The sequence below is a fragment of the Calyptranema fuscum S582 genome, assembly GCF_055793305.1.
The window spans coordinates 126,139-152,986 of sequence record NZ_JBSLYH010000014.1; the positions used below are offsets into that span (position 1 = coordinate 126,139).

The window sequence follows — 26,848 nt, forward strand, 5'->3', positions numbered from 1 at the left end:
TGAACTCAATGGGATTGTAGATTTCCCTAGTCTATGACTAGAGAAATCTACATAATCTAAATTTATCGTATCAACAAAAAAGAGTATTTGATTTTATTAATTACACTCCATACAGTGAAGCCATGACCTGTTTACATAGCTATTTGAGTTGATGGCATGAATTAACAAAGATGCTAGTTCAGCACCTAATCTCTAGAACTGGTTTCTCCCGTTTGAGGAATTTTCAATAATGACAAGTGAACTACGGCTTGAGCAAAGTGCTCATGGCTTGAAGCCAAACTGCCTTTCTTTTACAGAAGTATTAGCGCAATCTTTTGCGGTGATTGCACCGACAACCATTCCTGCCTCTAATATTGGCTTAGTTGTGGCATTAGCAGGCAACGGTACCTGGCTCAGTTATTTAATTGGTTTGATCGGTCTGGTCTTTGTCAGCATCAACATTAACCAGTTCGCCAGTCGCTCAGCCTCCCCTGGTTCTCTCTATTCATACATTGTTAAAGGGTTAGGACCAACAGCAGGGGTGATTTGTGGTTGGAGTTTGGTGCTGGCATATCTTTTTACTGGCATGTCAGTGTTATGCGGCTTTGCTAACTTTAGTAGCATTTTGTTAGGGCATTTAGGAATTTATCCATCTGCCTTCACTCTGCTGGCAATCGGCGCTGGCATTGCCTGGTATGCTGCCTACCGAGATATTCAGATCTCGGCGATCGTCATGTTGTGGATGGAAGGTGTCACCGTTGCCCTAATTGCAGTCTTGGGACTTTTAATCTGGGCACATCATGAGTTTGTGCTAGATTTTTCCCAACTAACCCTCCAAGGGGCAACCCCTAGCGGCGTTGCGATGGGGTTGGTATTGGTTATGTTTAGCTTTTCTGGATTTGAGAGTGCTACCTCTCTAGGCGATGAAGCCAAGCGTCCCCTTAAAACAATTCCCAGAGCTGTGATGGGCAGCGTCATGCTGGCAGGATTGTTTTTCATCGGTACGACCTATGTAGAAGTATTGGGGTTTAGTAGTGCAGGCGAATCGATCGCGAATAATGAAGCACCCCTGACCTATCTGTCTCAACAAATTGGATTAGGGTTGGTGGGAGATTGGATTGCGATCGGGACATTGTTTAGCTTCTTTGCCTGTGTGTTAGGCAGTATCAATCCAGCCGCACGAGTGTTTTTCACCATGGCTCGGCATGGTTTGTTTCATGCCTCCGTGGGTGTGACACACTCAGCCAACCGAACGCCCCATATTGCAGTTACCTGGTGTAGTTTCATTATGTTTTTGGTACCCGCAGTAATGTCTCTGTTTCACATCAAACTGTTCGAAAGTATGGGCTACTTAGGCGCGATTTGTAGTTATGGATTTTTGACGGTCTATATTTTGATTTCTATTGCCGCACCCGTTTATCTATTTCGCATTCACCGGCTACAGCCGATTCATATTCTATGCTCTGGTATTGCTGTAGCGTTCATGAGCATTCCTGTTTTGGGTAGTGTCGGTATTCCAGGAAGCACCCTATTTCCGATTCCAGAAGCCCCCTACAATGTCTTGCCCTATTTATTTTTACTGTACTTGATGGTGACATGTGGATGGTTTACGGTGCAACGAGTTCGCTACCCTGGAATCGCCCGAGCGATGCAACACAGTATTGATGAAATTCATGCCAAGTTTGTCACAAAAAGTGTAATAGCACTGGTGACAGAAGAGGTTCAATCGACCCGACGAGTTTGCAGTTCTACAGAGGAATCATAAGATATGAACAACATCATGACTGCTATTTCTGCGGGTTTTACTGCCTTTACCGCAACTAATCTAGACGACATTGTGATTCTGTTACTGTTGTTTTCTCAAGTGAATACATTTTTCCGACGACGACACATTGTCACTGGACAATATCTTGGATTTGCAGCATTGGTAATGGTCAGTTTACCCGGCTTTTTTGGAAGTTTGTTACTACCCCGTCCTTGGATTGGTTTACTTGGCATTGTGCCCATTGCCATCGGCATCAGCCGCTTGCTAACCCTTGAAGACGATGAGACACCAGATTCAACTCAACCCGGAGAACTGCAAAGTACCTGGTTTTCAAGCTTGCTATCGCCTCAAACCTATGGGGTTGCGGCTGTAACCTTTGCAAATGGGGGAGACAATGTTGGCATCTATGTACCGCTGTTTGCCAGTGTGACCTGGAATAGTTTGTTGATTATTTTGACGCTCTTTTTCTCACTAGTGGGGGTTTGGTGTTTGGTTGCCTATCGATTAACGCAAGTACCTGCGATCGCCCATACCCTAACTCGCTATGGTAACAACCTGGTTCCTTTTGTGTTGCTGGGGTTGGGGGTCTTGATTTTAGTCGATAGCCACACGCTTGAGAATAGAGGATTAACAGCGATCGCACTGGTCGTGATTGGGTTATTTGTTATCCATTTGTTGAGAAATCTGGGACGAACAATAACGATCATTCCAGATGCTGAGCGAAGCTAAAACCTCGGTTCTAGAGTTGGATTGAAGAAGTTTTACAAAACGGGCGCTCAACACGGTCTTTCAGTGAATTGAAGTAAGGAGATCAACCATGAAATTCCTCAAAATTGCATTGCTTGTCGTAGTATTATTAGTAAATTGGGTCGTGATGCCTTCGGCATGGGCAAATCCAATTGCAGAGAAAAGTCCTGAATATGCTGAAATTACTCAATCTCTGACTGATTTACTTCAGGCTCAGACCCATCCAGAAGAATCCGGCTTTACAGAAGCAGAACTTCAACAAAAAATTGCGACCCTGCAATTTCAGAAATACATTATGGAAACCTCTGAAGATTGGGGTGTCTGCCGCAATGAAACAGGGGCAAATTTGGGCATATACGCTCATCAACCCAAACACGCAGTTGCCGGTCAACCCAGCACACTGTTTTATCTAGCTGATGGTGAAACAACAGATGATAATTGGGATTGCGATGGTATCTATTTGCCCAAAGACACAAATCTAGCGGGAACCACACTGCAAGAACCCGTTGCCCTCAAAATTGTTGATGGCATGCAATTGCTGGTAACAACCAATCCAGAAACCCATGCGATCGAATTGAATCTGCCCCTGACGACCTCGTTTAAAGCGGGTGAAACAAATTGGGAGATTCCTGACTTGATCCAGGCTGATATCGACGCTCAAGCGGCTAACGCCCCGACAGATTGACACTAGAAATCTAAGGATCACACCTGAAATAAAATCTGGACATTTATTTTGGGATGTGCGGCGTTGCCGCACATCCCAAAATAAATCCTCTTTTTATTCAATTCCCGTTTCAAAGTTGACAATGTGAGGACAAATTAGTGTTGACACGGTTATTGAAGTCTATGAACCCCGAGGAAGAAGCAGCAAAACCAAAACGATTGAACCTAAATCGGGTACGAGACCATCTAGCGAATGAGCGCACTTACTTAGCATGGATGCGCAGTGCGATCGCTCTGATGGGATTTGGGGTGCTGATTGTGCGACTGAGACTTTTACGTCCGCCTCTCGCGCCACAGCCACCGGGTAGTGGTTGGCGATTAGGGTTAGCGTTTAGCCTGGTCGGGTTGTTGATGGTGCTACTTTCAACCCAACATTACTTCATCGTCCGGGATGATATTGAAGAAGATACGTATGAACCACCCGATCGCTGGGTGATCTTATCAACTATCTCGATTCTATTATTAGGTGTAGGTGTCATCTATTATGTCTTCACCATTCCCCTGGAGACAGCTAACGCTTATATCTTAGAGTAAAGAGCTATAAAATTTGGTGTGGGTGCCGCGCAAAGCGCGGCACCCACACCAAATTTTATAGCTCAAATCAATAACGCCATATCCCTTACGTTTGAGATCCTTCCTGTTGCCTTGTCAGCCAGTGCTGCGGCTTTAACAACAAGCTAACACTGATTGTCCAGGCGATCGCAATCATCCACCCTGCCACAATATCACTGGGAAAGTGAACTCCCAGATAAAGGCGAGTCCAACCAATCAGCAAAACATAGCCACTCCCCACGAGCAAGACTCGCCAAAACCAGACCGTTCCCCACGTCATCAACAACAACGTCATTACGAGCGTCATACTGGACATGACATGACCACTGGGAAAGCTAAAATCAGGCTCCGGCATGAGTTGCTCCCATAGATGAGGGCGAGTACGATGGAAGGCTAGTTTTGCCAGTCGATTGATCATGGCATTCCCTAACAAGGCTACGATCGGAAACATGGACAGAAGCAGTCGATGTTGCTGTGGCGATCGCCATCTTTGCCATTTCCAAAGCCCTGCTAACATCAGAGTCAGGAGAAATAAGATACCCCAAAATCCTCCCAGTTGAGTCACCAAGATAGCCAATCGATCGAGCCAGGGATGAGCCGTTGCATGAATAGCCTTTAATCCCCATTCGTCGAAGAAAAAATTGCCTGACGTTTGCATTAAGGCGATCGCTAATACTGTAAATGCCAACAAGGGCGAGTAAATACCAATTAATAAAAGTATCATCACGTTAGACAGAATGCGCCAATTTCCAACTCACCATGACTAACAACATGTAGATGGCGAACCGTAAAAACCGTTGGGGAGCCAATTGACAAAGCTTTGCTCCCAACAACACACCTGGAACAGAACCCAACCAAATAGGAATGACCAAGCTCCAATCGACCGTACCCAGACTGAGATGCCCTAGTGAAGTAAAGCTTAGTAAAATAGCAGCCTGAGCCAAGTCAGTGCCCACCAGCTTGTGGGCATCTAATTGAAAGCAAGCAATCAATACCAGAGCAAACAATGAGCCAGACGAGACACTGGTCAACCCCACTATGCAACCCAAAATTGCTCCGATCGCAACCGTTAAACCTTTGCCTCGGCGAGTCTTCAGATCAAGTTTGGGGAAACGGGGTAAAGCAAATTGAGGAGCGATCGTCAATATCAATAACTGCATCAAAGCAATGATTGAAATCAGCAGAATCGCAATTCCCAACAGTCGCAATAAGATAAAATCTAAATCCAGAGTTTCAGTGTGCTGAACGAAATGAAGGGTAGCCACACCCGTCAGTGAACCAGGTACACTGCCCAAAGCTAACCATTGCATCACTTGCACATCAATCGTTTGTTGCTTCCAGTGCTTGATGCCCCCCACAACTTTCATCAACGTCGCGGCAACTACATCCGAACTAATCGCAACAGATACAGGAACTTGAAAAATAAAAATCAACATGGGAGTAATCAGAGAAGCACCCCCAATGCCAGTCAAACCGACAACAATGCCCACTAAAAAACTGAGCGATGTTAATAAAGCATGATTCATATACGTAGTTCCGGATAATAGTTGAATCGGTCATCCTACGTAGACTCCTATTACAAGCAAATTGTGTAACAGGCAAATTTATACCCATTCTTAAATTTGGATGATGAAAGCGATCAAATATTTTTGATGCAATGTTGAGGCTAGTTAGAGATTGCTGTCAACCATCCTGAGCAGCCAGCTAATTTTATTTAGAGGCACAAGTGATCGTATCTCTACGGCTGTCCGTCACTGATGGATAGAGATTAACCCAGACATATTCGGTTAAATTCGTTTTGAACACTGGGATATTTTTTCGCCGAGAAACTGCCTGGGCAACCGGAACAAAACCCCGCAGACCCAATGAAACGTTTAAGAATTTGCACCACCCCATAAGTTAAGCAAGACGCTGAAATCCACAACCCCGTCTTCAAACAAAAAGGCTGGCAGTTCGAGCACCTTGAATTGCACGAGCAAAACAATCAGCAACGTATATGCCGTCGAAGTGGCAACCCCTGTTAATAATTCTTTTTGAAAATTTCGCTCTTTGGGTTGCCCTTGAAAAACATCAATCACCCCTGCTTGCATTAATAAAATGCCTAAAACATTAGATAGCCAGTACCCTGCGATCGCACTGGGTAAAAACCAGTCTGCTGAAAACCGACTGCAAAGATAACCAAATCCATAAGCAACGGGCAGATTGAAGAATAAATCATTCCACCAGGAAAGGGGCGACAACAAATAGCCAATGATAAAAAAGCATCCACCTCGGAGTTTCTTAAACACTAGAAATTTTGACTCTGTCACAGATAAAGTTTGCTCTTCGTTAGACCCTCTGGAGCCTAGCATATCGAAATCTTCACTTATTGGCTCAAGTTGATTCATAAATCCGGTACTCCTTTCGCTTTACCGATAATAACAATCCTGGCGACTAATGTACAGTATCTTGATAGATTTACCGTAGATTTTTTTTGCACAACCTCAGACCATATGGTTCTGAGGATGGTGGAGTTGATAAACCCAATTCTTTCTAAGGATCGTGGATTAAATAAGATCGAATATTGAATCGTTTGGAGGGGCGAACAGCCGTTCGCCCGTACAACAAATCATCGGAGTTATTAAATTCCCATTCCTAAGAAAGCAATAGCTTCGCTGTCACTCTCTCAAAAAAATATAAATTAATTAATCTTTGAGCCTGAGCCATCTTCCTCTAAGCCATCTTTGTCATACCAACCGAAAGCCAAATAGAACAGATAAATTGGTATAAGACATTCGCATAGGATTCGGAGCGATCGCAGATCATAGCTAGTAGACGTAATCCAAAGTTTTACAACGGGGTGCAGGAGTGGAACTTCTGAGTGGGGGCGGTGCCCCCACTCAGAATGTTGTAAAACTTAGTCTTTGCAATACTCATCGAACCGATCTTACGTCCCTCAAAGATAGAGATTGCTGCGGAGATGAACAGTCATCCTAAAAAATGAGGAGGGATTAGAGGATCTCGTTCGGGAAAACGTCAGTTCCTATTTATTTCTATTTAAATGAGTAATGTGACCCGCGTTGGGATGTTCTGCTGCCTGCCAAAGAATTGTATTGTTAAAGTTAGTGACAAATCTGAGTGCGAAAGGGATGGATGACTGATATGGGTCGAATAGGGGTTTTACTACTCAACTTGGGCGGACCAGATAAATTAGAAGATGTTCGTCCTTTCCTATATAACTTGTTTGCGGATCCGGAAATTATCCGGTTGCCTTCTCCTTTATTACAAGCGCCGCTTGCCTGGTTGATTTCGACGTTACGCGCCAAAAAGTCTCAAGAAAACTATCAAAAAATTGGTGGTGGGTCGCCGCTGCGTCGAATTACAGAAGCACAAGCGCAAGCATTACAGCAGCAATTGCAGCAAGATGGACATACGGTCAACGTCTATATTGGGATGCGCTACTGGCACCCCTTTACGGAAGCGGCGATCGCCCAAATTAAACGGGACAACATTGAAGAATTAGTGATTTTGCCCCTGTATCCCCAATTTTCCATTAGCACCAGTGGTTCCAGTTTCCGATTGCTCGAACGTCTCTGGAAGGCGGATCCGGTGCTGCAAAAAATTAAATATACAGTGATACCATCCTGGTACAAGCATCCAGGCTACCTAAAAACTCTGGCTACCCTGATTGGGCACACCATCGACCAGGTGCCACATCCCCAGGACGCCCATGTCTTTTTCAGTGCCCACGGCGTGCCGGTCAGTTATGTAGAAGAAGCCGGTGACCCCTATCAGCAAGAAATCGAGGATTGTGTTGCCTTGATTATGAAACAGCTGAATCGAACGAATGCTTACACGCTTGCCTATCAAAGCCGCGTAGGTCCAGTGGAATGGTTGCAACCCTATACAGATGAAGCGATCGAGACACTTGCCCATAAGGGGGTAAAAGAGTTGGTCGTCGTGCCCATTAGCTTTGTTTCAGAGCATATCGAAACCTTAGAAGAAATCGATATGGAATATCGAGAGATTGCTGAAGCCGCAGGCATCGAAACCTTTGCCCGCGTTCCGGCACCCGATGCCCATCCTACGTTCATTCAGGCATTGGCAGATTTGGTCGTCAAAGCGCTCGATGAACCGCCGATTCTGTTCTCCGATACCATTCGCCCAGAACCCAATCTGAAGCACTACCCACCTGGTCCCTGGGCATGGGGATTGACGCCGTCAGCCGAAGTATGGAATGGGCGTTTAGCCATGATTGGTGTTCTGGCAGTCTTGTTGGAATTATGTTTCAGACAAGGTCCCTTACACGCGATCGGGATGCTATAAACGCTTACTCAAGATCATGGGTGATAAAACCCAATTCTTGCTTGCGAGAGCGACGGCAGAGCCGTCGCTCTCTTAAGAAAAAATACAGGCTAATTCATCTGGAAGCTTCACACAACACATGCATCGTCTACACAAACCTTGTACACCCAATTAAACAGGGAGACGCTAGACCTGGGAGGTTTTGAAAACCTCCCAGGTCTGAAGGGTGAGATCAGATTGAACCCCTGCATTAAAGTCCTCATTAAAATCTTCACTAAAATCTATGGAAGAGTCGTTAAGAAATCAGCAGCATTCCTTGATTCGCCAATTAGCAAATTGCATTGAGGACGTGTGGCAGCAACATTTGGATCTATCGCCGTATCAAGTGCCCGAAGATTTAGGGTACATCGAGGGCAATCTGGAAGGCGAAAAATTGACGATCGAAAATCATTGTTATCAAACCTCTCAATTCCGCAAGCTGCATCTGGAATTGGCGCAGGTAGGCAATGGCTTAGATATTCTCCACTGTGTCATGTTCCCCAATCCTGACTATGCTCTGCCCATTTTTGGCACTGACCTGGTCGGCAGTCAGAAAGGAGGAATTAGTGCCGCGATCGCCGATCTGTCACCCATCAACCGCGATCGCAGTTTGCCTCCTCGTCATCAGCTAGCCCTATCAGCCTTGCCTGCCATCGAGTTTTCCCAACCCCGTGCCTTGCCAGAATGGGGCGATATTTTTTCAGATTTTTGTCTATTTATTCGTCCGGTTGGCGATGCCGAAGAAGCACAGTTTCTCCAGCGAGTTCGAGACTTTCTGACGATTCATTGTCAAATTGCCAGCAGCGAAGTGCCGCTAACGTCGCACAATGACATTACCCATGTTCTGGCAGGGCAACAACACTACTGCACCAAGCAACAACAAAACGATAAAACTCGCCGTGTTTTAGAAAAATCGTTTGGATCGGAATGGACTGAGCGATATATGAACACCATGTTGTTTGACTATGTAACAGTTTGACACCATTGATTACAAACAAACATGAGCTACGTTTAATATTCTTAATTTTGTCCCTTAACCCAGTCGTAGCGATCGCATGAATGGATAGCGATCGCGGAGCTGATTCGACGTCTATCCTTGCAGACATTACAATGAGAATGCTCATTCATCCCTGTTTCACACATCAAGGATTTTTACCTTGAGTCATCATCCCGTTTCTTGATCACAAACCAATGCCAGCAAGGTTGCAAATTAAAGCAGAAGACTGTTCCCCATTAGGACAATCCATTCTTCAATATTTAGAAGAACAGGGGATGAGTATGAACCATCTAGCAGAAATGTCTGGGGTTCCTCAACCACGACTGCGAGGCGCTTGTTTTAAGGGCACCTGTCCCACGCCTGAAACCTTGAGTAAGCTGGCTAGAGTTATGGGAAAGCATCACCTGGAACTATATACCCTGGCATATGAAGGCAGAATCGAAAATCTTCCAGAAGATGCGGATGATACGTCTTTAGATCTGTTGATGCGAGAACTATTTGAAACAGCCCGAGAACTGGGCTTCACAGTTCCCAAAACCCGCCCCAGCAAAGCCAAAATCCGTAAAGCTCTTTTAGAATTGGGGTTTCGTCCTGAAAAAGAACCCCCGATTGAAAATCAATTAGAAGCGGGCTAAAGATCACAAAACACAGCAGCCAAAAGGCTGGTTAAAGCGGGGAAGCGGGGGCTGTGCCCCCGGACGGGAATTCCACCCCTACACCCCGTCTCAATTACCTGCACCCCGTCCTGAACCCATTCGATTGCGATATTAAGCTGCTCCAAAAAAGAGCGAGTGCAACACCTTAAATTAAGATGTTGCACTCGCTCTTTTTATTTGAGAATGCACTTACTTGCGATAAGGAACTGACTTCTCAATATCAATGTTTAGAGCGGAGATGCGCTGAGGTGTGTTACCCCGTGGGTTAATTCCCCGTGCCATCTCAAGGAACAGAGATGGATTGCCGGCAGTAGCCTTCTTGTCTTGAGGCACAAAAGTACGAACTGATGTTTGCCAAATAGACTGAGGAAAGCCAAGCTGAGCGCGATAGTAAGCGTCGTAGCGAGGAGATTTGATGTTGAAAGGGAGTTCACCACGTTCACGGCTGGGCAATACCCGACGCCGCTGATAGGGAACTGTATTTTCGCCAAAGTTTTCGATGTATTCGTCGCTGTTCAGCAAATCATCGACAAAGCCTTTAACGCCTTTGCTCATGACCACTGCTGACCAAGCAATCTTCTCACGTTCGCTATAAACGCGACGGCCTAGAACCTTCTCAACACAGTGCTCAACAAAGCGATAATTACTGTTTTTATTGTAGAAGCTGTCGATAAAGGTCTTAGATAACAACAATCCACGCACAAAATCCCGTACGGTGATTTGACCGTTACGAAGCTGGGACTCTAGAGCCGGTTCCCGATCGTAGGAAAATGCATGGAAAAAGATCTGACGGTAAGCAGCTTCAATCAGATCACCTAGAGCAGAACGAGAGAGTAAGTTATCGGTCGTAAAGACTCTGGGTTGCTCATCGCCTGGTGCTACTTCAAAATCAGCCACACGCTGATTATTGCTGGTAGGAGCATACTGTAACAGAGGAATAGCCACGTTAATTAAAGCCTCCTTTTTTTACACAACTTCATAAGTGTATTCATTATCATAAGGGAGACGGAAGCGATCATTCGCTATAGTCTGATAAAAGTTACATAACTTGATTTGACTTCTAAGCAAGCTGAAACGCTTTCCCTGAACGGCAATTCGTCGAAAAAGATGGGCTACGAATGGTAGGGTATGAGTCATGACTGATGCATCTATCTCAAATGGTTGCCCCAATGATTGCCCGAAGCCTTGATGGATGATGCCGTCATCACAGAGGATTTATGTTTGGAAGCGCGGCTCCGCCGCGCTTCCAAACATAGACGTCCGGGTTTTAATTAATTTGTGATCCTTATGATCGTGGATTTAATAAAACCCAATTCTTTTTGAGAGAACGACAGCGGAGCCGTCGCTCTCTCAAAAAAATTACAGGTTATTTAATTTGTGCTTCTTAGCAAAATGGGGATTCGGGCAGTGCTCTTAGATGGGGTTCCACCCTTGTGCCTTATTGCAAAAGTTTGCTTGAGTCTATTGGAAGCGCGTTGCTAAAAGCTTCGCTCAGCAATGCTTCCAATCAGCGAGCCAATCAGCAAACGATCTATAAACCTATCTGAAACCCTTATCTGAGAAGTGATTATATCAACTTCGGTTCTTCGATAGCCTTAAAAAGTCATGATTTTTTGTAGTGTGGGCGTCGCCTTTAGCTGAATTACCGGATGGGTGCAGATTTTCTCCCAAATCCCTGCTGTCATCCGCATAGAGTTTGGGACAATGGTAACTGGATTCATGTGATCTATAGCAATTGTCAACACAGCACTCATGTCAGATTCCCAATCCATCAGCGCCGCCGTCGCCAAGCTTTACAATACCTATCCATTTCCACCAGAGCCATTGCTAGATGAGCCACCTCCTGGCTATAACTGGCGGTGGAATTGGCTTGCTGCTTATAACTTTTGTACAGGACGAAAACCTCAATCGACCAAGGCTCGGATTCTGGATGCAGGCTGTGGTACAGGCGTGGGCACAGAATATTTGGTGCATCTCAATCCAGAGGCAACGGTGGTGGGCATTGATCTGAGTTCCGGCGCGTTGGCAGTGGCGCAAGAGCGCTGTCAAAAATCTGGGGCAACGGGGGTGGAGTTTCACCACTTGAGTTTGTTTGATGTGGAGCAATTGCCGGGTGAGTTTGATTTGATCAACTGTGTGGGCGTGCTACACCATACGCCTGACCCAATTCGTGGCATTCAAGCATTGGCAAAAAAGTTAGCTCCCGGAGGACTATTTCATATCTTTGTTTATGGGGAGTTGGGGCGTTGGGAAATTAAATTAATGCAAGAAGCGATCGCTTTATTGCAAGGCGATCGCCGGGGCGATTATACCGATGGGGTAGCCGTTGGACGACAGCTATTTGCAGCCCTGCCTGAAGATAACCGTCTACGCAAACGCGAACAGGAACGCTGGTCGCTCGAAAATCAACGAGATGCCTACTTTGCAGATATGTATGTGCATCCGCAGGAAATTGATTACAACATCAATACTGTATTTGAACTCATTGATGCATCAGGCTTAGAGTTCCTGGGGTTCTCTAACCCTCAACTATGGGATTTAGAACGCTTAGTCGGTAAAGCCCCAGAGTTGATAGAACGGGCGAAACAATTAAGCGATCGCCAGCGGTATCGATTGATTGAACTGCTGGATCCGCAAAGCATCACCCACTATGAATTTTTCTTAGGCCGTAGCCCCATTGTTAAAGCAGATTGGGGGTCGGATGCAGCCTTGCAATCGGCGATTCCTGAACCCAGTCCTTGCATTCATGGCTGGCGAGATAGCCAACAGTTTTTTAATTTTGACTACCAGATTGCTCAGTTGACCGATATGGAGTGGAAGGTTCTGCTGGCGTGTGCCAATAATACAACCGAGCAAAAAACAGTCGAGCACCTCGTAGCAGACGTTGGGGCAAGTTTGGCAGACGTGCGATCGCTGCAACATCAGCAAATCATCCTGCTCACGCCATCACCTGAGCATTGATACAAAGTAATCAGAGACTTGAAAACCTCGCGGAGCGAGGTTTTCAAGTCTCTGAAATTTTGGTTGAGAGAGCGACGGCGAAGCCGTCGCTCTCTCAACTGGAATCGGATTTTATTAAATCCACGAGTCTAAGGATTCCCAGCTTTTTCAAAAATCTCAACGGCTAAGTCCCGATATCGACGCGGATCACCTTCTGCAAACACAAGCCGTTCTTCGCCCTTGCGTTCGTATAGTTTATCTAAAATCATCTGCCAATCGGTTGCTGACAGCGGGGAAGGCTGCTCCACATCAGCAGACAGCGGCATCGTCACCTCGACTTGAATCTGCTGCTGTGCCATCCAGACCCGAGCACGAACTGCCCAACTGCTATCGGTGTTGGCAATCTGCTCAAATACTGTCTGAATTTGCGATCGCCATTCCGGATAGGTTCCTGCAATTTCAGTCGCCAGCGATTGCAACCCAACCACAGCTGAGTAGCGCACGACCCATTCTTCATCTTGCTGTGCTACAAACAGCAAGGCTTCTAGAGCTTCTTCCTGGGCAATTTCCAGAAGATGTTCAGGAAACCAATGCCACTTCATGGCACCCAAGCCTCTGGCGGCTGCCCGACGCACACTGAGGGAAAAATCAGCCGTTGCTGCCCCCAATAGCGTAATCAACCCTCTAGGATCACCAATGCCCGCTAACGCCCGGATTGCCCAAGATCGAGCCGTGTAGTTATGACTATCCAGCTGTTCTAACAACGACGCCACAGCAGGTTCGCCAATACTTACTAAGCCATCCACTGCGGCAACAGCAGCTCCCGGATTATTGTAGCCTAGCGCTGAAATCAGGGTAGGAATGGCTCCTTTGAGACGCGTTGCAGCTAAGTCTCGCACGGCATCAATCATTTGCCCAGATGATTCTGCCTGTTCTACAGCACGAATGAGAGAGAATAGGGTATCAGACATGGGTGAGAAGAATGAGAAACGGCTTTAAGATTGAAGATTAAAGATTACTCTCTATCTACATTCTCGACTATCGCGCATAGGTAGTGGTACCCATCAGGTGACTTTTTATTGCACAAATAAAACGTACACAATAAAAAGCTATCAGAAAAATCATTTTTGTCAGCGAGGCGATGCCTCGCTGACAAAAAATTATCGAGTTTATTTAATTCACAATCCTAATGATGACAAATTAATGGAGCTGCGAGCTTGTTTGAGAGAGCGACTCTGCCGCCACTCTATTAAACAAAAATTGGGATTTATTCAATCCTCGATCTTTACAATAGCTCATCCATCAATCGCATCACCTGAATTGCATCGACAGATAGAGAGGGAGGAACCGTTTGATGTACTTGTTTTTCTAGCAAGCCTTTGAGAGAAATCAGCTTGAGGCTGTTTTCGGCAAGGGTTTGGGCGATCGCATCCGCAGCAGGCAAATAGCCGATGGCTCCTAAATCGGCTAGCACAGCGCGACGTAGGGTCAGCTTTTCACCCGACAATGCTTTGACCAACATCTCACCATAGACTGGCTGCTTTGTCAGCTCATACATGGCGCGTGCTGCTGAATATTGAATCAGTTCAACAGGATGGTCTAAAAACGGTTCGACTAGCGGAATCGCCACGATTGCCTGAAGGGCACCCAAAGCTTCCAAAATGGCATCGTAGGGCTGAGCCATGCGGATCTTGCCCGGAATCGGTTGAGCCGCCTTTAAGCCCCCGTCTAGCAGCGTCATCAACGCCGGAACGCTAGCCGGATCGCCTAACAGACCTAGCGACTGAACAGCCGCCTCTCGCACATAGAAATCATCGCACTTCAAGCAATGAATCAAGGCAGGAACAGCCTGTCGATCGCCTAATTTGCCTAACGCTCGCGCCGAATTGCGCCGCAAGGGATATCCCCCCTCTGCGGTTCGATCCGACTCATCTAACAAACTTTCAATTAAAGCCGCGATCGCATCCGGAGAATTGATACGAAACCGCCCCAGCCACCAGGCTGCGTAGTATCGAAGCCCCGCATCAGACCCACGTAAATTAGCGATCGCTTGTTCAACCGTCAAAGACGGTGCATCACCAGCAGACGAATCTACCGGTGACTCATAATCAGTCTCCGCAAAATCAGATTGCATGGAGGCTTTACTCCTGAGTGGCTCCAGACGGAGTGATATTCACAATCTGACCACCCATGCGAGTAATCCGCTGCATTTCTTCATTCATGCGGCTATACGGCACGGTAATGAAGACACTGCTGCTAGAGCGAATGGGATGATTCATCCGATCCGTCTCATCGTTTTGACGTAGACCGACAACTTCGTAGCAAAAATACCGACTACCCAACATATCGCGTTTCTTAGCTCCAAATGTTGTTGAACAAAAGGGTTGTTAAGATCAAATCCCAGAACCAAACTAAAACAATTTAGTTCTGGGTTCATCACCGAATCTAGAGTGGAGTCACGCTGGCAATCTTGCCACCTTGACGCTGAACCCGTTGCATGTGGTTCGTTAGCTCTTCATAAGGAATAATCACAGCCTTATTAGAACGACGAACGTTGGGGTAACCTGGACCGGCGATCGCTGCTACTTCAACTCGGAACATACGACCCGAACCAAACGCAGTAGAACCACCAAAGGCACTGTTAACAGCCACACCCTGCAACGACGGGCGAGTATAGCTGGTACCCGGAGCAACAATCGTTGAAGCTGTACCCCGAGCCACATCAGTAACCAGAGCAGGATAGTTTCCTTGCAAGCTGGAGCTGCTGCTGGTGGCATACCCACGATACAGAGAGAACAACCGAGCAAAGCCAACCGTCCGTTGACCGACACCCGTTGTTACCAACTCGTGGTAGTAAGGAACGATGTTTTCGCCAAACTTAGAGTCATACTCTGCGGAGTCGATATACGAATCAACGTCTGCATCGTAGCCCTTGGTCTCATAAAGATCCATGTGATACCGGATCTCTGCTTGATCATAGGGTGCGCGACCCAACAAGTGCTTGCAATTCAGCTCTGTAAAACGGCTGTGGAAGGTATCTTGAAAGAACCTTGCCTTGTACAAATCTGATTTGACAACTTGACGGACAAACTCTTTGACGGTAATCTTGCCGTCCCGCAACAGCGACTCTGGAATCACCAGACGCTCAGATGCCATCAAATGAGCATTTCCCAATAATTGCCGATAAGCCGCACGAATAACGGCTGTAACGCTATCCTGAGATGAATTTGGACGCAGTTCAACCGGAGCAGCATCACTAAACGCCGAGGTTCCCAAACGGGATGCTTGCGCTGTAATAGGCACCGAAATATTCTCCTTTAGCTTGAGTCAGTGTATTTGAAATGAAGTGAGAAGAACCGAGATCGACCCCAGAAATCATGTCCCGATGGCATCTTCGATCACGGCATCTTCATTCTCTGCTTACACAGGCTGGATACTTACGACCTTACTACCTGCTCGGTTCAGTTGCTGCAATTTATTTGACAACTGATCGTAAGACACGAGAAGTTCCGTTGAGCTCCGACGAACCACTGCTGCACGTGGAGAAGCTGCTTGTACAACCCGTACCCGGTAAACATCCCCACGAGCACCGCCCACAGAACCACTCAAGGCACCTGTGCTGGGAGGTGAAATCGGAGATGCTAAGTTTCTAGCAAGATCCCACGTCAATCGTGGCTTTGTTTGAGACTGAGCCCGACTGCTGTTGGCATAGCCCCGATACAGTTGGAACATGCGGGTAAAACCAAGAGTTTTCTGTCCGACTCCGGTTGTAACCAAATCTCGGTAGTAAGGAACTACGTTTTCACCAAAGCTTTGTTGATATTCTGGTGAATCAATGTAAGAATTGATTTCTGCTTCGTAGCCTTTGCTCTCATACAAATCTAGATGAGAACTAATCTCCAGTTGATCGTAAGGAGCACGACCCAACAGATGCTTATAACTAAGCTCAATGAAGCGTACTTGAAAATTTGGGTAGAAAAATTTATTTCGATACAATTCGGACTGAGCTAATGCCCGCACAAAGTCACGAACTGTAATTTTACCTTGACGCAAGAGCGACTCTGAACTGGTCAGACGCTCACTCTGCATGATGTGCTCGTTACCCAGAACTTGCCGATAGGCAGCTCGAATAACAGCATCTACATCTTCGGCGATCCAATTTGGGCGTAATTCAACCGGCTCCGTCTCACTAAATGCGCTGATTCCGAGCCGCCCAGCTTCCTTTACACCAGCCATCTTTGCTTTCCCCTACATCAATTTGTTAATGGACTGCTTTATTGGCCAATCTTGTTTTTATTGGTGTCAATTAATAAAATTGCCCGGCAAGGTAATCAACTACTCTCCAATCAAGGGGCATAGCCGATCACCTTCCCGGGCCAAGACACGCTCTAGCTCAGGGCGTTGATAGCGTAGTCGATGTAGGAATTAGCTTCCAATGCAGGGTCGCCGCTCAGACCGTGGTTAGCCTTGATGTACTTCAGGGCTTCAACATACCAGCTGGGAGACAGTTCAAACGTGCTGTTGATTTCAGCCAAGCCAGCAATCAGGTACTCATCCATAGGACCGGTACCACCAGCAATCAGACAGTACTGAACCATGCGGAGGTAGTAACCGATGTCACGAACGCACTTGTCTTTGCCGCGTTGGTCAGAAGCGTAGTTGTTTCCAGACATAGAAGTGGTGTAAGGAAACTTCTGATACACAGCGCTTGCTGCGCCTTCAGCCAACTGCTTGGAGCGAGAAGCCAAAGCCTTAGCTGCATCTAGGTCAGCGCTAGCTAGACGGAGACGACCGAAAGCAACTTGGATTTCAGCGTTGCTCAGGAAACGACCTTGGGAATCAGCAGCTGCTACTGCTTCAGTTAATTGCGTTTTCATCAGTTTGATATCTCCCTATCAATTATTTTGCAAAGATTTTCGTTGAGATTAAAGGCTTCATCAGTCATTTGTTGCGTGTTGAAACCGATGACTCATGAATCCTGAAATAATTTAGCCGACAGCAGCAGCAGCGCGATCGAAGTAGCTTGCAACTTCAGCAATCAGAGCACTGCAATCACCTTGGGTGATACCAGCGCGATCGTTAGCGATCGCAATAGCAGCATCTTTCATTTTGGCAACGCCAGCTGCTACAGAACCACCAGGAACGCCCAGTGCCAAGTAGGTTTCGCGTAGACCATTGAGGCAACGATCTTCCAGAACGCTAGCATCGCCAGTGAACACAGCGTAGGTCACGTAACGCAAGATGATTTCCATGTCGCGCAGGCAAGCAGCCATACGACGGTTGGTGTAAGCATTACCACCAGGAGCGATCAACTGGGGTTGTTCAGCAAACAGGCTACGAGCAGCATTAGCAACGATAGCAGATGCATTACCGGTGATCCGGTTAACAACATCGGTGCGCTTCATTCCATCTCTGACCATTGCACTCAGAGCATCGATTTGAGCATCACCGACAAACTCTCCACGGGCATCAGCCTGGGAAACAACCCTGGTATACGCGTCTAGCATTGATTTGATCTCCTAAATCGTGTTTATAAAGTGGAAGATTGACTCCATGACCGAACAAGTTCAGAAATTCAGGCATGGGCAACTTAAACCCACAAGAGCGGAACTAGGAAGTACGCACAAAGACAGATAAATCATCAACCTTTGCGAGTCTCTAGAGCATCATCCGCTAAGTATTTCAGTAACTTAGCGAACACTCATATTCTCCGGAGAATGCTTTCATAAGATTATGAGAGCGCTCTGGGAAAAAATGAGAATCAGATGAATATCCAGAGAACAAAGCTGATTCATCTGACATCTGCTGTCTATACTTCTCTGAGCCCCTTTTATACTAAAACGAATAGAATCCTATTCGGTTCAAGTTTTCACAAGTTTTTATTTCTTCATGTTTCGCAACAATTTTGACGGCTTATTCGGCGGATTGCGCGGGCTTTAAACCGCTGAAACCCTTTCAGCGCAAGGGAAGTTAGGGCGATCGCCTGGTCTCAGGATCGGACGGCTAGATAAGGGCGATCGCCCTTCTTGGCCTCTGATGCATATAGAAACGCCGTTATCGCGTACATATAACTCCCCATTTGCCGCACTCAGAAACCTCTCATCTGATTAGGCAGATAGCGTTTTTACGGAGGAAAACTACTCGCTGCCCTATTACCTGGGTATATATAAGCTTGTCACCCAGGAGGATGGAATTGTGTTCAGGGCTGCGCGGAGTGAGTATTGGATGTGAACCCAAGGGTTCACATCCAATACTCATCCCTAAAATCAGCAGCTGGGGTAGTCATTATCTGAAACGCTCACGCTGTGAGCGTTTCAGATAATGCCCTCTCACCTAAAATCCCCGATGTTCAGGAAAACATCGGGGATTTGTTCAATGAACAGGCATGGTTTTTAGATTCGCGTTTCCAGATATTGCCCAATCATTTGCTCTTCACCGGCACGAGAAATAATGGTCTGACGGGTGCGGTATTGGCTGCCAATCAGCTTGACTTCTTCTTCAAACACATTGCCACTGTATTCGGTTCGTAAACTCATCGTCCGTTCGTCTGGCATGGAAAATTGGGCAATGATGGGTTTATTCGTGGAAAACCCGCGATCGCGGTAAAGGCTGTTTCCGTTCGCACCAAATAGTGTTGAGCCTTTGACCTGTCGGGGACTGGGGCTGATATAGTTGCTTTCCCAGGTGGTCAAAACACCGCAAGTTAGCATCGTTTCGTCGGTCAATTCGTGTAACCGAGCAAGCTGGCGCAGATCGTCACTGCCTTGTTCTAAAAACTGAATCGTCAACACGCTCTCAACTTCCTGCGTTTCGCCATCGTTGAGGGTGTAATAGCGACGTTGCGATCGCCAGGTTCCTTGTGATTGCTGAAAATAGGTTCGTACCAAAGCCGTAAGCGAAAGCTGAAGCGATTGAGGTGAAAGGGTCATAAGAGATTATCAGGTTAGATGTGATCGCGTTAGGAGGCCTGGAGAAAAGGGCTGCAAACAAAAGGAATACCAAATTGTCTACAACTTTTAACATTTCTTAATGCTAACCCGAGCAAGCCGAGCCTGAGGTTGTCTTGGATACATTGAGATAACAGTTTTCAAATGCTGCATCTCAAAAAAACGAATGAAGACCGAGTTCCAGCCGTATCCACAACTGATGTTTCTAGTACACCAACTTAAAAGTTTGAGAGGGGGTGGAGGGGGTTTTACCTCCTCTTGGGGGCGCAGCCCCCAAACCCCCATGTTGCAAAATTTCGTGTTTGCAACACTAGTCTTGTAGTCGCCCTAAGGATCACAGTATTGATTAACCTGTAATTTTTTTTGAGAGAGCGGCGGCAAAGCCGTCGTTTTCTCAAAAAAAATCGGGTTTTAAATCCACGCTCCTAAATCAGGTGTAAGAGACGCGGGTTGCGAGGGGCGTGTCTCACAACCCATTTGAGATTGCCCTGTCTCCAGGGTTTGTTTTGAAAGTTGTTTTTTCGGGCGCGAAGCGCCCGAAAAAACGACGCTATTAGTGAGTTTTAAAGCACGCTCTAGGATTTAGTTGCTGTCCAATTTTTCTTCAACAGTGCCAGAAAGGTCGCAATGCCTTTCGAAAATCCGTCAGGATCAGGAAGGCAATATTGAGGAAATTCTTCGTAAGAACGCCACGGCTCTAAATCATTGTGTCGCAAGAATAAGACCCGTTCTTCTCCTTCCAATTTCCAGAGCATTTGACCGCCAATGGGTATATCAGACATAACATTCTCCTAGTGTGTATCTGGAAACATGGGGCAAGCCATTGCCCTTGTTGATTTTGCCAGGTCAACTATTGAGTTCTGTAAAAGTTACAGCTTCAATCATGGACAATCGCGCCAATCTGCTATACCAGATGCTTCCACTATATCGGTCTCTCAATCAGGAAACTATGCCCTAAAGAATGACTTTTCTGGGGGTTAGCCGCCATCCAATTTCTTTCGAAAGTCGCAATTCTCTCAAAACTTAAGACTCAAACATCAAAACACTGCCTAAAGTTAGGGATGAGAGAGGAGAGCTAACACAATGAGTGATCTCGCAGAACGGGTGCAATGGTTACGACAAAATACCTCACTGGAAATTCTTTCCGATGAAGTATTAGAGGCGATCGCCCAACAGATTCAAATCGAAACGGTGCAAGCCAATCGACGACTGGTGTTAGAAGATACATCACCGTCTGCGCTTTATATTCTTCGGTCGGGACGACTTGAGAGTTATCGCACCAGTCCTAATAGCTTGGCAAGGGCAATCAGCCGATTGCCAGGGTCGGTGTTATACGTCAAGGAAATGTTGTTGGATCAGCCTGCCGAGCAAACCACCATTACCTTATCCGATTGTGTGTTGTGGACGATTCCACGTGTAACCTTTACCGAGTTAGTCGAACGGTATCCCGAAATTAACCGGGCGTTTTCTCGTCAATTAGCAGCGGCACTGGAAGAAGTCACGTCAAAACTGGCATTTGAGCAAGAACGACAAACAGCATTGCGACCGTATATCGTACCCAAGGTTAAGCAGGGCGTTGTCGGAGCCAGCCGTTATGCCGTGCGCTTGCGACAGGATATTAAAAAAGCAACGAGCGATCGCCAGTCGGTGCTGATTTTTGGTGAACCGGGGCTGGGCAAAGATAATATTGCAGCCCTGATTCATTTTGGCTCGGAGCTGCGCAAACAACCCCTGATCAAACTCAACTGCGATACGTTACAACCCAGTGGGGCTGACTTGTTTGGGCGCGTCGGCGGCAAAGTTGGTTTATTAGATTGGCTGGGTGAAGGCACACTGATGCTCAACAATGTCCAGGACTTGCCGGACAACCTCAAAACCCAATTGCTTCGATTGCTTGAAACAGGTGAATATGTCCCGGTCAGCCGTGAAGGAGAACCTGCTCCTGACGCCAAGCATTCTGAAGCCCGCATCATCATGACATCAGAGCGCACCTTGCCGGATATTGAGCGCAAGGGATTGGTGAAGCATTTAATCAAAGTGCCTCCTCTGCGGGTGATCAAAGCAGACATTCAAGCCCAGGTGAAGTATTACATTAGCCTTTACTGTCGCGCCAGAGGCTTAGCTCAACCCATGGTTTCACCTGAAGCCATTCGTCGGTTGCAAGGATATGACTTTCCGGGCAATTTATCAGAGTTAGAAAATCTGGTACAACGGGCGATCGCTCAATCCAATGGCGCACCTGTGCTGACTGAAGAAGTCTTTTGGGCAGCCAATAGTAAAGGGCGACGATTTCGCTTCAATTTACTCAATGCTTATCCTCGATTGCGTCAATTTCTTCGCAGCCCGTGGTATCCCGATCGGATCAACTATGGCTTTACGTTGGGTGTGTTTGCCGTGGTCGTCGCTATTTTATTAATGGGACCTCAAACCCGCGATACCAATTTTGCCCTCAATCTATTTTGGGCATGGTGGTGGCCGCTGATTTTAATTAGCTTCCCCTTTGTCGGTCGGCTCTGGTGTGCCTTTTGCCCCTTTATGATTTATGGCGAACTGGCACAAAAACTATCCCTTACCATCTTTCCACGCAAACTGCTTCCCTGGCCCCGACAAGCTGCCGATCGCATTGGCGGGTGGTTTTTGTTTGGCATGTTTGTTTTGATTTTGCTATGGGAAGAATTGTGGAATTTAGAAAATACTGCCTATTTATCCGGCTGTTTGCTGCTGTTAATTACAGCGGGAGCAGTGATCTTTTCACTCTTGTTTGAACGGCGATTTTGGTGTCGCTACCTCTGCCCCATTGGTGGCATGAATGGGATGTTTGCCAAATTATCGATGATTGAACTGCGGGCACAGCAAGGAATTTGTTCGGCAACCTGCACTACCTATCAATGCTATAAAGGCGGACCGCAAAAGGGAGAAGGCATGGAAACAGGAGGATGTCCGGTTTATTCCCATCCGGCACAATTAGAAGACAATCGTGATTGTGTGCTGTGTATGACCTGTTTGAAGGCGTGCCCCCATCGCTCGGTAGAGTTGAATTTACGTCCACCCGGAATTGAATTATGGACAACCCATAAAGCGACCTATTATGAAGTCTGTTTGTTATTTCTTTTATTTGGAGCCGTGTTTTTGCACCGCTTGCCAGAAATTTCAATCCTGTTAGGGCAGGAGTTGGGGCTGGGGCTAGGAGCCGATTTTCTTTCTCAAGGATTTGGCATTCATGCTGCCGTATCGGTGCTGGCATTGTTGATTCCAGGGGCGATCGCACTGATGGCACATCAAGTGATTCGCTGGATCAATCCCGCCATCAAATCCTGCTCGTTTGTTGAATTGGCGTATGGTTATTTGCCGCTGGTTTTAGGAGCAAATCTGGCACATTACTTGCGATTAAGTTTGAATGAAGCAGGACGGATTATTCCCGTGACCGTTGCTACCTTTGGCTATAGCGGCATTGGACTACCATTGGCGATCGCCCATCCGGCAGTGATTGCATTTCTCCAGGCAATGACATTGATTGTTTCTTTCTGGATTAGCGTTTTTCTTACTCAAAAAATTGCCCGCCAACCCTTTTGGAGTCTGTTGCCCCAACACCTGGCAGCATTCGCCATCGGCACCCTGGTCTGGAAGATTGTGGTGGGCTATTAAGGATCGCAACTTAATTAAAACCCGGACGTTTATGTTTGGAAGCGCGGCGGAGCCGCGCTTCCAAACATAAATCTTCGGTTTTATTCAATCCACGATCCTTAGCGCGGCGAAGCCGCGCCATCCTAAACCTGGAACGGGTTTCAAACAATAGTAGGGGCGTACAGCCGTACGCCCCTACGAGGATTGGTAAACCGAATTTAGAGAATTAGTATTAGCCCAACGCTAAACTGGTTGAACGCATTTTTTCTAACAATCCCATGGTTTGTTGATAGGGCAACAGCAAGCCCTGAGATTGGAAAGACGCGGCAGCCTGTTGGAGTTCTGCGATCGCGGTTACAGGGTCGCCCAATACTTGATGAATCAGTCCAGCATTGAGATAGGCTTCGGCATACTGGGCATCCAGTACCGTAACCTGGGTGAAGTCATCCAGCGCCGCCATCAAGTTGCCCTGGTGATGATAGGCACAGCCGCGATTAAACAAAGCGCGAACATCCTGGGGATTGGCTTGAATAGCCTGGGTAAAATCGGCGATCGCCGCCTGGGGTTGGTCTAGCAATCCATGCACAATTCCCCGATCATTATGAATCAGGGCAATGGCAGCTTGATCTAAGGGTGAAACTTGCCGCAGGGCTTCTCCATAATCCACCAGGGCTTCTCGGTATGCCGCTTGCTCAACCCGTGCCAACCCGCGATTGTAATAGGCTCGTGGATCATGGGGCTTGATTTGTAAAAGAGCGCTATAGTCTGCGATCGCCGCCTCATACTGACCGTCTCGGTATAGTGCCAACCCACGATTTAGGTACGCTTCAGCATAATTGGGTTTCAACTCTAACGCCGTGCCACAGTCTGCGATCGCCTGTTGATAGTGTGCTAATTCAAGATAGGTCAGACAGCGATCGCCATAGGCAGCACTGGAATTGGGATCGAGTTGAATCGCGACGGAAAATTGTTCAATCGCATCAGCATAGTCTGCGGTTTGAAATGCCGTGACCCCTGCCCGAAAATAATTCACAGGATTCTCTGCATCGGGTTGTATCTCTGCGGCTTGGGCAGGCAATTGCAGCCAACAAAACACACAAACGAGTAATGCCACTACTAAATTTTGCACCCTGGGAGGTTGGGGGCTGTGCCCCCAACCTTCTGCAAAACGTTTAAGTTGGTGGACTGAAACCGAAAGTGCCCCAACACAACAGCTAAACATCAGGTTATAGAAACGGCGCATAACTTAATTAGGGGATGACGGGGGATGGGCTGGAGCAACGGCAACGCAACAGAGGAATAATCTCTGCCTTCACCGTAAACAGAACTTTTGATCCCGTCAACAGACAAGTTGTCAAACACTCGCACCATATCTCTCGCGCCATATCTATAGCCGTCGGGGGGTTGATCAGGACAAAGGTTGTGTGAGAGCCGCGCAGAGCGCGGCTCTCACACAACACCGTTATGTATCTAGCGCAAAGCGCTCACGTATCCCGCATCAGCACAAGCCGTTGGTGATTGGGGGATGATTTACGCTAGCGTAGGGATTGGAATTGGTGTTGGGGTAGGAAGTGGTCGTGTCGTTGAAACGTTTTTTGCTTTTAAAGAGCTGTGTCGTGGTTGGGCTGCTGTCGTTGAGCAGTTGTGCCAATAGTCCGTTGGGAAATGCGGTTCAGCGATCGCTTGCCCCGGATCCCACTCTGGCAGAGAGTCCGCTGGTATTTGGTCGGCAAACCGATAGCAGCACGTCTACGTCAGAACTGCCTGCTGATTTTCCCAGCGAAATCCCTCTCTATCCCAATGCCCAACTGGTTTCAGTTAGCACGGCTGCGCCATCACCTGAGGCAACGGCATCCCCCAGCAGTCCCTCCCCCAGCAGTTCTTCCTCCCCCGCCAGCACCCCGTCACCCAGCCGGACTCCCTCACCCCCGGATGGGAATCCATCCCCGACAGCCGCCAGTGAGCAGACCGTATGGACGACCAGCGATAGCGCTACTCAGGTGACTCAGTTTTACCAACGTCAGCTTCAGCAAAATGGGTGGCAACTTCAGCGATCGCCCACTTCAACCGATTCTCCTACCGCTACCCAACCCATCCTGGCAGACCGCAATGGCTTACAACTGGCGGTTGAAATTCCTGCCACTTCAACCACGGATTCAGCTCCAACGAGTGGGGGGACAGAGTTTAGCCTGAGTTATCGCCGCACCGTTGAGGGAACGGCTGCTAATCCCGCGCCCAGTCCGTCTGCCTCACCGCTGGTCGATTGGTGGGCACAGGCTCCTGGGGCAACCCAGTCGTCTCCTTCTCCCTCGCCCACTCCTTCAGCTGAAACGGCTCAACAGTTTAGCGATATCAATCAAGCTCCAGATGAGTTGCAGACCTACATTAACGATTTAGCAAAATTGGGGGTACTCAGCCTCAACGCTACGGCGAATAGCACGACAACTTCTGCCGATCTATTCAAGCCCAATCAATCTATTACCCGACGCGACTATGCCCGCTGGCTGGTGGCAACTAATAATCGTCTCTATAGCGATCGCCCTGCGAACAAAATACGGCTAGGGGTTTCCAGTGATCAATCGGCATTTCAGGATGTCCCTCGCACAGACCCCGACTTTGGTGCCATCCAGGGGTTAGCCGAAGCGGGGTTGATTCCCAGCCCCCTCTCTGGAGCATCGACCACTGTCAATTTTCGCCCGGATGCACCCCTGACAAGAGAAGACTTGATCCGTTGGAAAACGCCGCTGGATGTGCGTCAGACCTTGCCCACTGCCACAGTTCAAGCGGTTCAGGAAACCTGGGGTTTTCAGGATGCCAGCCGCATTGACCCCAGTGCCCTGCGTCCCATCCTGGCAGATTACCAGAACGGCGATCTTGCCAATATCCGTCGTGCCTTTGGGTTTACCACTCTGTTCCAGCCGAAAAAAGAAGTCACCCGTGCTGAAGCTGCGGCAACGCTCTGGTACTTTGGCTATCAAGGCGAAGGCATTTCGGCAGAACAGGTGTTGAAAGACACCCCTACTAGCCCCTAATCGTTTGGCAGTGCCAAAAATCTATCCAGGCGCAAAGCGCTATGATTTCCAACTATGACTGATTTATCTCAAGCACCTGACCAATTTCTTACTCCCGAAGAATCGGCTGAAGTCGATGCCGCGATGTTGACCGCTCGCGATCGCTTTTCGACACGGGTAGCAATTTATGCATTGCGATCGCTGAAGCAAATTTCAGCCCAAAATGGTGTGGCGATCGCCGCTTTAACTCCGGAACAAATTAGCCAGTGGATTGGACAAGACCCCACTTTGAAGCCCGAAGCAGGGTTTGATCAGGGGTTTAAAGGCTTTTTCAGTCAGTTGGTGATCTCATCGTTGAAACCATTGGCACAGATGGCACAGACCAACGGTATCGCGATCGAAGACTTAAATCTGACACAGGTGATTACCTGGTTTGAGCAGCAAGCCAAACATCGCATTGAACAGGCAAATCAACTCAATTAACAGAACTATGGTGAGCAATTTTGCGTCGCGCGTGCGCGACGCAAAATTGCTCTATCCCTAGAGTGCTGCGCAGCCAGAAGCGTGCCTCGCAACCATCATCT

25 protein-coding genes are annotated in these 26,848 nt (G+C 47.5%); 11 read left to right on the top strand and 14 right to left on the bottom strand.

The annotated features are described in order from the left end of the window. The first annotated feature begins 229 nt into the window (after positions 1 to 229). The 4 genes from ACR6Z4_RS11940 (at position 230) to ACR6Z4_RS11955 (ending at position 3,748) form a co-directional block, all read left to right on the top strand. Positions 230 to 1,744 carry an APC family permease gene (locus ACR6Z4_RS11940; RefSeq protein ID WP_479717494.1) on the top strand — a complete coding sequence of 505 codons (1,515 nt, stop codon included), beginning with the start codon at positions 230 to 232 and terminating at the stop codon, positions 1,742 to 1,744. A gap of 3 nt (positions 1,745 to 1,747) precedes the next feature. Then, the gene (locus ACR6Z4_RS11945) at positions 1,748 to 2,473 is read left to right on the top strand and encodes a cadmium resistance transporter (RefSeq protein ID WP_479717495.1); all 726 of its coding nucleotides are present in this window, start codon (positions 1,748 to 1,750) and stop codon (positions 2,471 to 2,473) included. 88 nt (positions 2,474 to 2,561) lie between these two features. Further along, positions 2,562 to 3,176 (top strand): hypothetical protein, encoded by a 615-nt coding sequence (locus tag ACR6Z4_RS11950; protein WP_479717496.1) that lies wholly within the window; start codon positions 2,562 to 2,564, stop codon positions 3,174 to 3,176. Positions 3,177 to 3,337: 161 nt separating this feature from the next. Beyond that, a complete protein-coding gene (locus ACR6Z4_RS11955; RefSeq protein WP_479717497.1) occupies positions 3,338 to 3,748 on the top strand; it encodes a YidH family protein in 411 nt (136 codons plus the stop codon). 85 nt (positions 3,749 to 3,833) lie between these two features. Here the strand turns inward: ACR6Z4_RS11955 and ACR6Z4_RS11960 are convergent, their stop codons facing one another. From ACR6Z4_RS11960 to ACR6Z4_RS11970, 3 genes are all read right to left on the bottom strand, one after another. Next, positions 3,834 to 4,490: a phosphatase PAP2 family protein gene (locus ACR6Z4_RS11960; protein WP_479717498.1), complete on the bottom strand. Its 657-nt coding sequence runs from the start codon at positions 4,488 to 4,490 to the stop codon at positions 3,834 to 3,836. A gap of 4 nt (positions 4,491 to 4,494) precedes the next feature. Next, on the bottom strand, positions 4,495 to 5,292 hold the full coding sequence (locus ACR6Z4_RS11965; protein ID WP_479717499.1) for a sulfite exporter TauE/SafE family protein: 798 nt from the start codon (positions 5,290 to 5,292) through the stop codon (positions 4,495 to 4,497). 348 nt (positions 5,293 to 5,640) lie between these two features. Continuing rightward, positions 5,641 to 6,153, bottom strand: a complete 513-nt coding sequence (locus ACR6Z4_RS11970) for a DUF7980 family protein (protein ID WP_479717500.1) — start codon at positions 6,151 to 6,153, stop codon at positions 5,641 to 5,643. Between the two features lie 754 nt (positions 6,154 to 6,907). On the opposite strand from ACR6Z4_RS11970, the gene hemH reads away from it, so the two are divergent. The 3 genes from hemH to ACR6Z4_RS11985 all read left to right on the top strand — a co-directional run bounded on the left by hemH (position 6,908) and on the right by ACR6Z4_RS11985 (position 9,721). Then, the gene (gene hemH, locus ACR6Z4_RS11975) at positions 6,908 to 8,071 is read left to right on the top strand and encodes a ferrochelatase (RefSeq protein ID WP_479717501.1); all 1,164 of its coding nucleotides are present in this window, start codon (positions 6,908 to 6,910) and stop codon (positions 8,069 to 8,071) included. Between the two features lie 262 nt (positions 8,072 to 8,333). Beyond that, positions 8,334 to 9,068: a phycocyanobilin:ferredoxin oxidoreductase gene (locus ACR6Z4_RS11980; protein ID WP_479717502.1), complete on the top strand. Its 735-nt coding sequence runs from the start codon at positions 8,334 to 8,336 to the stop codon at positions 9,066 to 9,068. Between the two features lie 212 nt (positions 9,069 to 9,280). Further along, complete coding sequence (locus ACR6Z4_RS11985) at positions 9,281 to 9,721, top strand: helix-turn-helix domain-containing protein (RefSeq protein WP_479717503.1); 441 nt, start codon at positions 9,281 to 9,283, stop codon at positions 9,719 to 9,721. Positions 9,722 to 9,931: 210 nt separating this feature from the next. Here the strand turns inward: ACR6Z4_RS11985 and ACR6Z4_RS11990 are convergent, their stop codons facing one another. After that, positions 9,932 to 10,687 carry a phycobilisome rod-core linker polypeptide gene (locus tag ACR6Z4_RS11990; RefSeq protein ID WP_479717504.1) on the bottom strand — a complete coding sequence of 252 codons (756 nt, stop codon included), beginning with the start codon at positions 10,685 to 10,687 and terminating at the stop codon, positions 9,932 to 9,934. A gap of 807 nt (positions 10,688 to 11,494) precedes the next feature. Here ACR6Z4_RS11990 and ACR6Z4_RS11995 point away from each other — a divergent pair. Beyond that, positions 11,495 to 12,703, top strand: coding sequence for a class I SAM-dependent methyltransferase (locus tag ACR6Z4_RS11995; RefSeq protein ID WP_479717505.1), 1,209 nt, complete (start codon positions 11,495 to 11,497; stop codon positions 12,701 to 12,703). Positions 12,704 to 12,831: 128 nt separating this feature from the next. Here the strand turns inward: ACR6Z4_RS11995 and ACR6Z4_RS12000 are convergent, their stop codons facing one another. The 9 genes from ACR6Z4_RS12000 to ACR6Z4_RS12040 all read right to left on the bottom strand — a co-directional run bounded on the left by ACR6Z4_RS12000 (position 12,832) and on the right by ACR6Z4_RS12040 (position 20,411). Beyond that, the gene (locus ACR6Z4_RS12000) at positions 12,832 to 13,653 is read right to left on the bottom strand and encodes a HEAT repeat domain-containing protein (RefSeq protein ID WP_479717506.1); all 822 of its coding nucleotides are present in this window, start codon (positions 13,651 to 13,653) and stop codon (positions 12,832 to 12,834) included. Between the two features lie 314 nt (positions 13,654 to 13,967). Continuing rightward, on the bottom strand, positions 13,968 to 14,816 hold the full coding sequence (locus ACR6Z4_RS12005) for a HEAT repeat domain-containing protein (RefSeq protein ID WP_479717507.1): 849 nt from the start codon (positions 14,814 to 14,816) through the stop codon (positions 13,968 to 13,970). 7 nt (positions 14,817 to 14,823) lie between these two features. Beyond that, a complete protein-coding gene (locus tag ACR6Z4_RS12010) occupies positions 14,824 to 15,027 on the bottom strand; it encodes a phycobilisome linker polypeptide (protein WP_479717508.1) in 204 nt (67 codons plus the stop codon). A gap of 100 nt (positions 15,028 to 15,127) precedes the next feature. Beyond that, positions 15,128 to 15,985: a phycobilisome rod-core linker polypeptide gene (locus ACR6Z4_RS12015; RefSeq protein WP_479717509.1), complete on the bottom strand. Its 858-nt coding sequence runs from the start codon at positions 15,983 to 15,985 to the stop codon at positions 15,128 to 15,130. A gap of 117 nt (positions 15,986 to 16,102) precedes the next feature. Then, the gene (locus ACR6Z4_RS12020; protein WP_479717510.1) at positions 16,103 to 16,918 is read right to left on the bottom strand and encodes a phycobilisome rod-core linker polypeptide; all 816 of its coding nucleotides are present in this window, start codon (positions 16,916 to 16,918) and stop codon (positions 16,103 to 16,105) included. Between the two features lie 152 nt (positions 16,919 to 17,070). Next, positions 17,071 to 17,559 carry a phycocyanin subunit alpha gene (gene cpcA / locus ACR6Z4_RS12025; protein WP_479717511.1) on the bottom strand — a complete coding sequence of 163 codons (489 nt, stop codon included), beginning with the start codon at positions 17,557 to 17,559 and terminating at the stop codon, positions 17,071 to 17,073. 111 nt (positions 17,560 to 17,670) lie between these two features. Further along, positions 17,671 to 18,189, bottom strand: coding sequence for a phycocyanin subunit beta (locus ACR6Z4_RS12030; RefSeq protein ID WP_479717512.1), 519 nt, complete (start codon positions 18,187 to 18,189; stop codon positions 17,671 to 17,673). Between the two features lie 885 nt (positions 18,190 to 19,074). Beyond that, positions 19,075 to 19,611 carry a phycobiliprotein lyase gene (locus tag ACR6Z4_RS12035; RefSeq protein ID WP_479717513.1) on the bottom strand — a complete coding sequence of 179 codons (537 nt, stop codon included), beginning with the start codon at positions 19,609 to 19,611 and terminating at the stop codon, positions 19,075 to 19,077. 593 nt (positions 19,612 to 20,204) lie between these two features. Then, positions 20,205 to 20,411, bottom strand: a complete 207-nt coding sequence (locus ACR6Z4_RS12040) for a hypothetical protein (RefSeq protein WP_479717514.1) — start codon at positions 20,409 to 20,411, stop codon at positions 20,205 to 20,207. 301 nt (positions 20,412 to 20,712) lie between these two features. On the opposite strand from ACR6Z4_RS12040, the gene ACR6Z4_RS12045 reads away from it, so the two are divergent. Beyond that, the gene (locus ACR6Z4_RS12045) at positions 20,713 to 23,274 is read left to right on the top strand and encodes a sigma 54-interacting transcriptional regulator (protein ID WP_479717515.1); all 2,562 of its coding nucleotides are present in this window, start codon (positions 20,713 to 20,715) and stop codon (positions 23,272 to 23,274) included. 211 nt (positions 23,275 to 23,485) lie between these two features. Here the strand turns inward: ACR6Z4_RS12045 and ACR6Z4_RS12050 are convergent, their stop codons facing one another. Further along, a complete protein-coding gene (locus tag ACR6Z4_RS12050) occupies positions 23,486 to 24,496 on the bottom strand; it encodes a tetratricopeptide repeat protein (protein WP_479717516.1) in 1,011 nt (336 codons plus the stop codon). Positions 24,497 to 24,830: 334 nt separating this feature from the next. Between ACR6Z4_RS12050 and ACR6Z4_RS12055 the strand changes: the two genes are divergently transcribed. After that, a complete protein-coding gene (locus ACR6Z4_RS12055; RefSeq protein ID WP_479717517.1) occupies positions 24,831 to 26,285 on the top strand; it encodes an S-layer homology domain-containing protein in 1,455 nt (484 codons plus the stop codon). 54 nt (positions 26,286 to 26,339) lie between these two features. Then, on the top strand, positions 26,340 to 26,747 hold the full coding sequence (locus tag ACR6Z4_RS12060; RefSeq protein ID WP_479717518.1) for a hypothetical protein: 408 nt from the start codon (positions 26,340 to 26,342) through the stop codon (positions 26,745 to 26,747). The last annotated feature ends 101 nt before the right edge of the window (positions 26,748 to 26,848 follow it).

Bases quoted from the DNA above. Each gene is read 5' to 3' on its own strand.
- ACR6Z4_RS11955 (WP_479717497.1), top strand. From the start codon at position 3,338: ATGAACCCCGAGGAAGAAGCAGCAAAACCAAAACGATTGAACCTAAAT.
- ACR6Z4_RS11950 (WP_479717496.1), top strand. From the start codon at position 2,562: ATGAAATTCCTCAAAATTGCATTGCTTGTCGTAGTATTATTAGTAAAT.
- ACR6Z4_RS11970 (WP_479717500.1), bottom strand. From the start codon at position 6,153: ATGAATCAACTTGAGCCAATAAGTGAAGATTTCGATATGCTAGGCTCC.
- ACR6Z4_RS12020 (WP_479717510.1), bottom strand. From the start codon at position 16,918: ATGGCTGGTGTAAAGGAAGCTGGGCGGCTCGGAATCAGCGCATTTAGT.
- ACR6Z4_RS12035 (WP_479717513.1), bottom strand. From the start codon at position 19,611: ATGACCCTTTCACCTCAATCGCTTCAGCTTTCGCTTACGGCTTTGGTA.
- ACR6Z4_RS11980 (WP_479717502.1), top strand. From the start codon at position 8,334: ATGGAAGAGTCGTTAAGAAATCAGCAGCATTCCTTGATTCGCCAATTA.
- ACR6Z4_RS11995 (WP_479717505.1), top strand. From the start codon at position 11,495: ATGTCAGATTCCCAATCCATCAGCGCCGCCGTCGCCAAGCTTTACAAT.
- cpcA (WP_479717511.1), bottom strand. From the start codon at position 17,559: ATGAAAACGCAATTAACTGAAGCAGTAGCAGCTGCTGATTCCCAAGGT.
- ACR6Z4_RS12000 (WP_479717506.1), bottom strand. From the start codon at position 13,653: ATGTCTGATACCCTATTCTCTCTCATTCGTGCTGTAGAACAGGCAGAA.
- ACR6Z4_RS12005 (WP_479717507.1), bottom strand. From the start codon at position 14,816: ATGCAATCTGATTTTGCGGAGACTGATTATGAGTCACCGGTAGATTCG.
- hemH (WP_479717501.1), top strand. From the start codon at position 6,908: ATGGGTCGAATAGGGGTTTTACTACTCAACTTGGGCGGACCAGATAAA.
- ACR6Z4_RS11945 (WP_479717495.1), top strand. From the start codon at position 1,748: ATGAACAACATCATGACTGCTATTTCTGCGGGTTTTACTGCCTTTACC.
- ACR6Z4_RS12060 (WP_479717518.1), top strand. From the start codon at position 26,340: ATGACTGATTTATCTCAAGCACCTGACCAATTTCTTACTCCCGAAGAA.
- ACR6Z4_RS11960 (WP_479717498.1), bottom strand. From the start codon at position 4,490: ATGATACTTTTATTAATTGGTATTTACTCGCCCTTGTTGGCATTTACA.
- ACR6Z4_RS11940 (WP_479717494.1), top strand. From the start codon at position 230: ATGACAAGTGAACTACGGCTTGAGCAAAGTGCTCATGGCTTGAAGCCA.
- ACR6Z4_RS12030 (WP_479717512.1), bottom strand. From the start codon at position 18,189: ATGCTAGACGCGTATACCAGGGTTGTTTCCCAGGCTGATGCCCGTGGA.
- ACR6Z4_RS12045 (WP_479717515.1), top strand. From the start codon at position 20,713: ATGAGTGATCTCGCAGAACGGGTGCAATGGTTACGACAAAATACCTCA.
- ACR6Z4_RS11985 (WP_479717503.1), top strand. From the start codon at position 9,281: ATGCCAGCAAGGTTGCAAATTAAAGCAGAAGACTGTTCCCCATTAGGA.
- ACR6Z4_RS12050 (WP_479717516.1), bottom strand. From the start codon at position 24,496: ATGCGCCGTTTCTATAACCTGATGTTTAGCTGTTGTGTTGGGGCACTT.
- ACR6Z4_RS12010 (WP_479717508.1), bottom strand. From the start codon at position 15,027: ATGTTGGGTAGTCGGTATTTTTGCTACGAAGTTGTCGGTCTACGTCAA.
- ACR6Z4_RS12040 (WP_479717514.1), bottom strand. From the start codon at position 20,411: ATGTCTGATATACCCATTGGCGGTCAAATGCTCTGGAAATTGGAAGGA.
- ACR6Z4_RS11965 (WP_479717499.1), bottom strand. From the start codon at position 5,292: ATGAATCATGCTTTATTAACATCGCTCAGTTTTTTAGTGGGCATTGTT.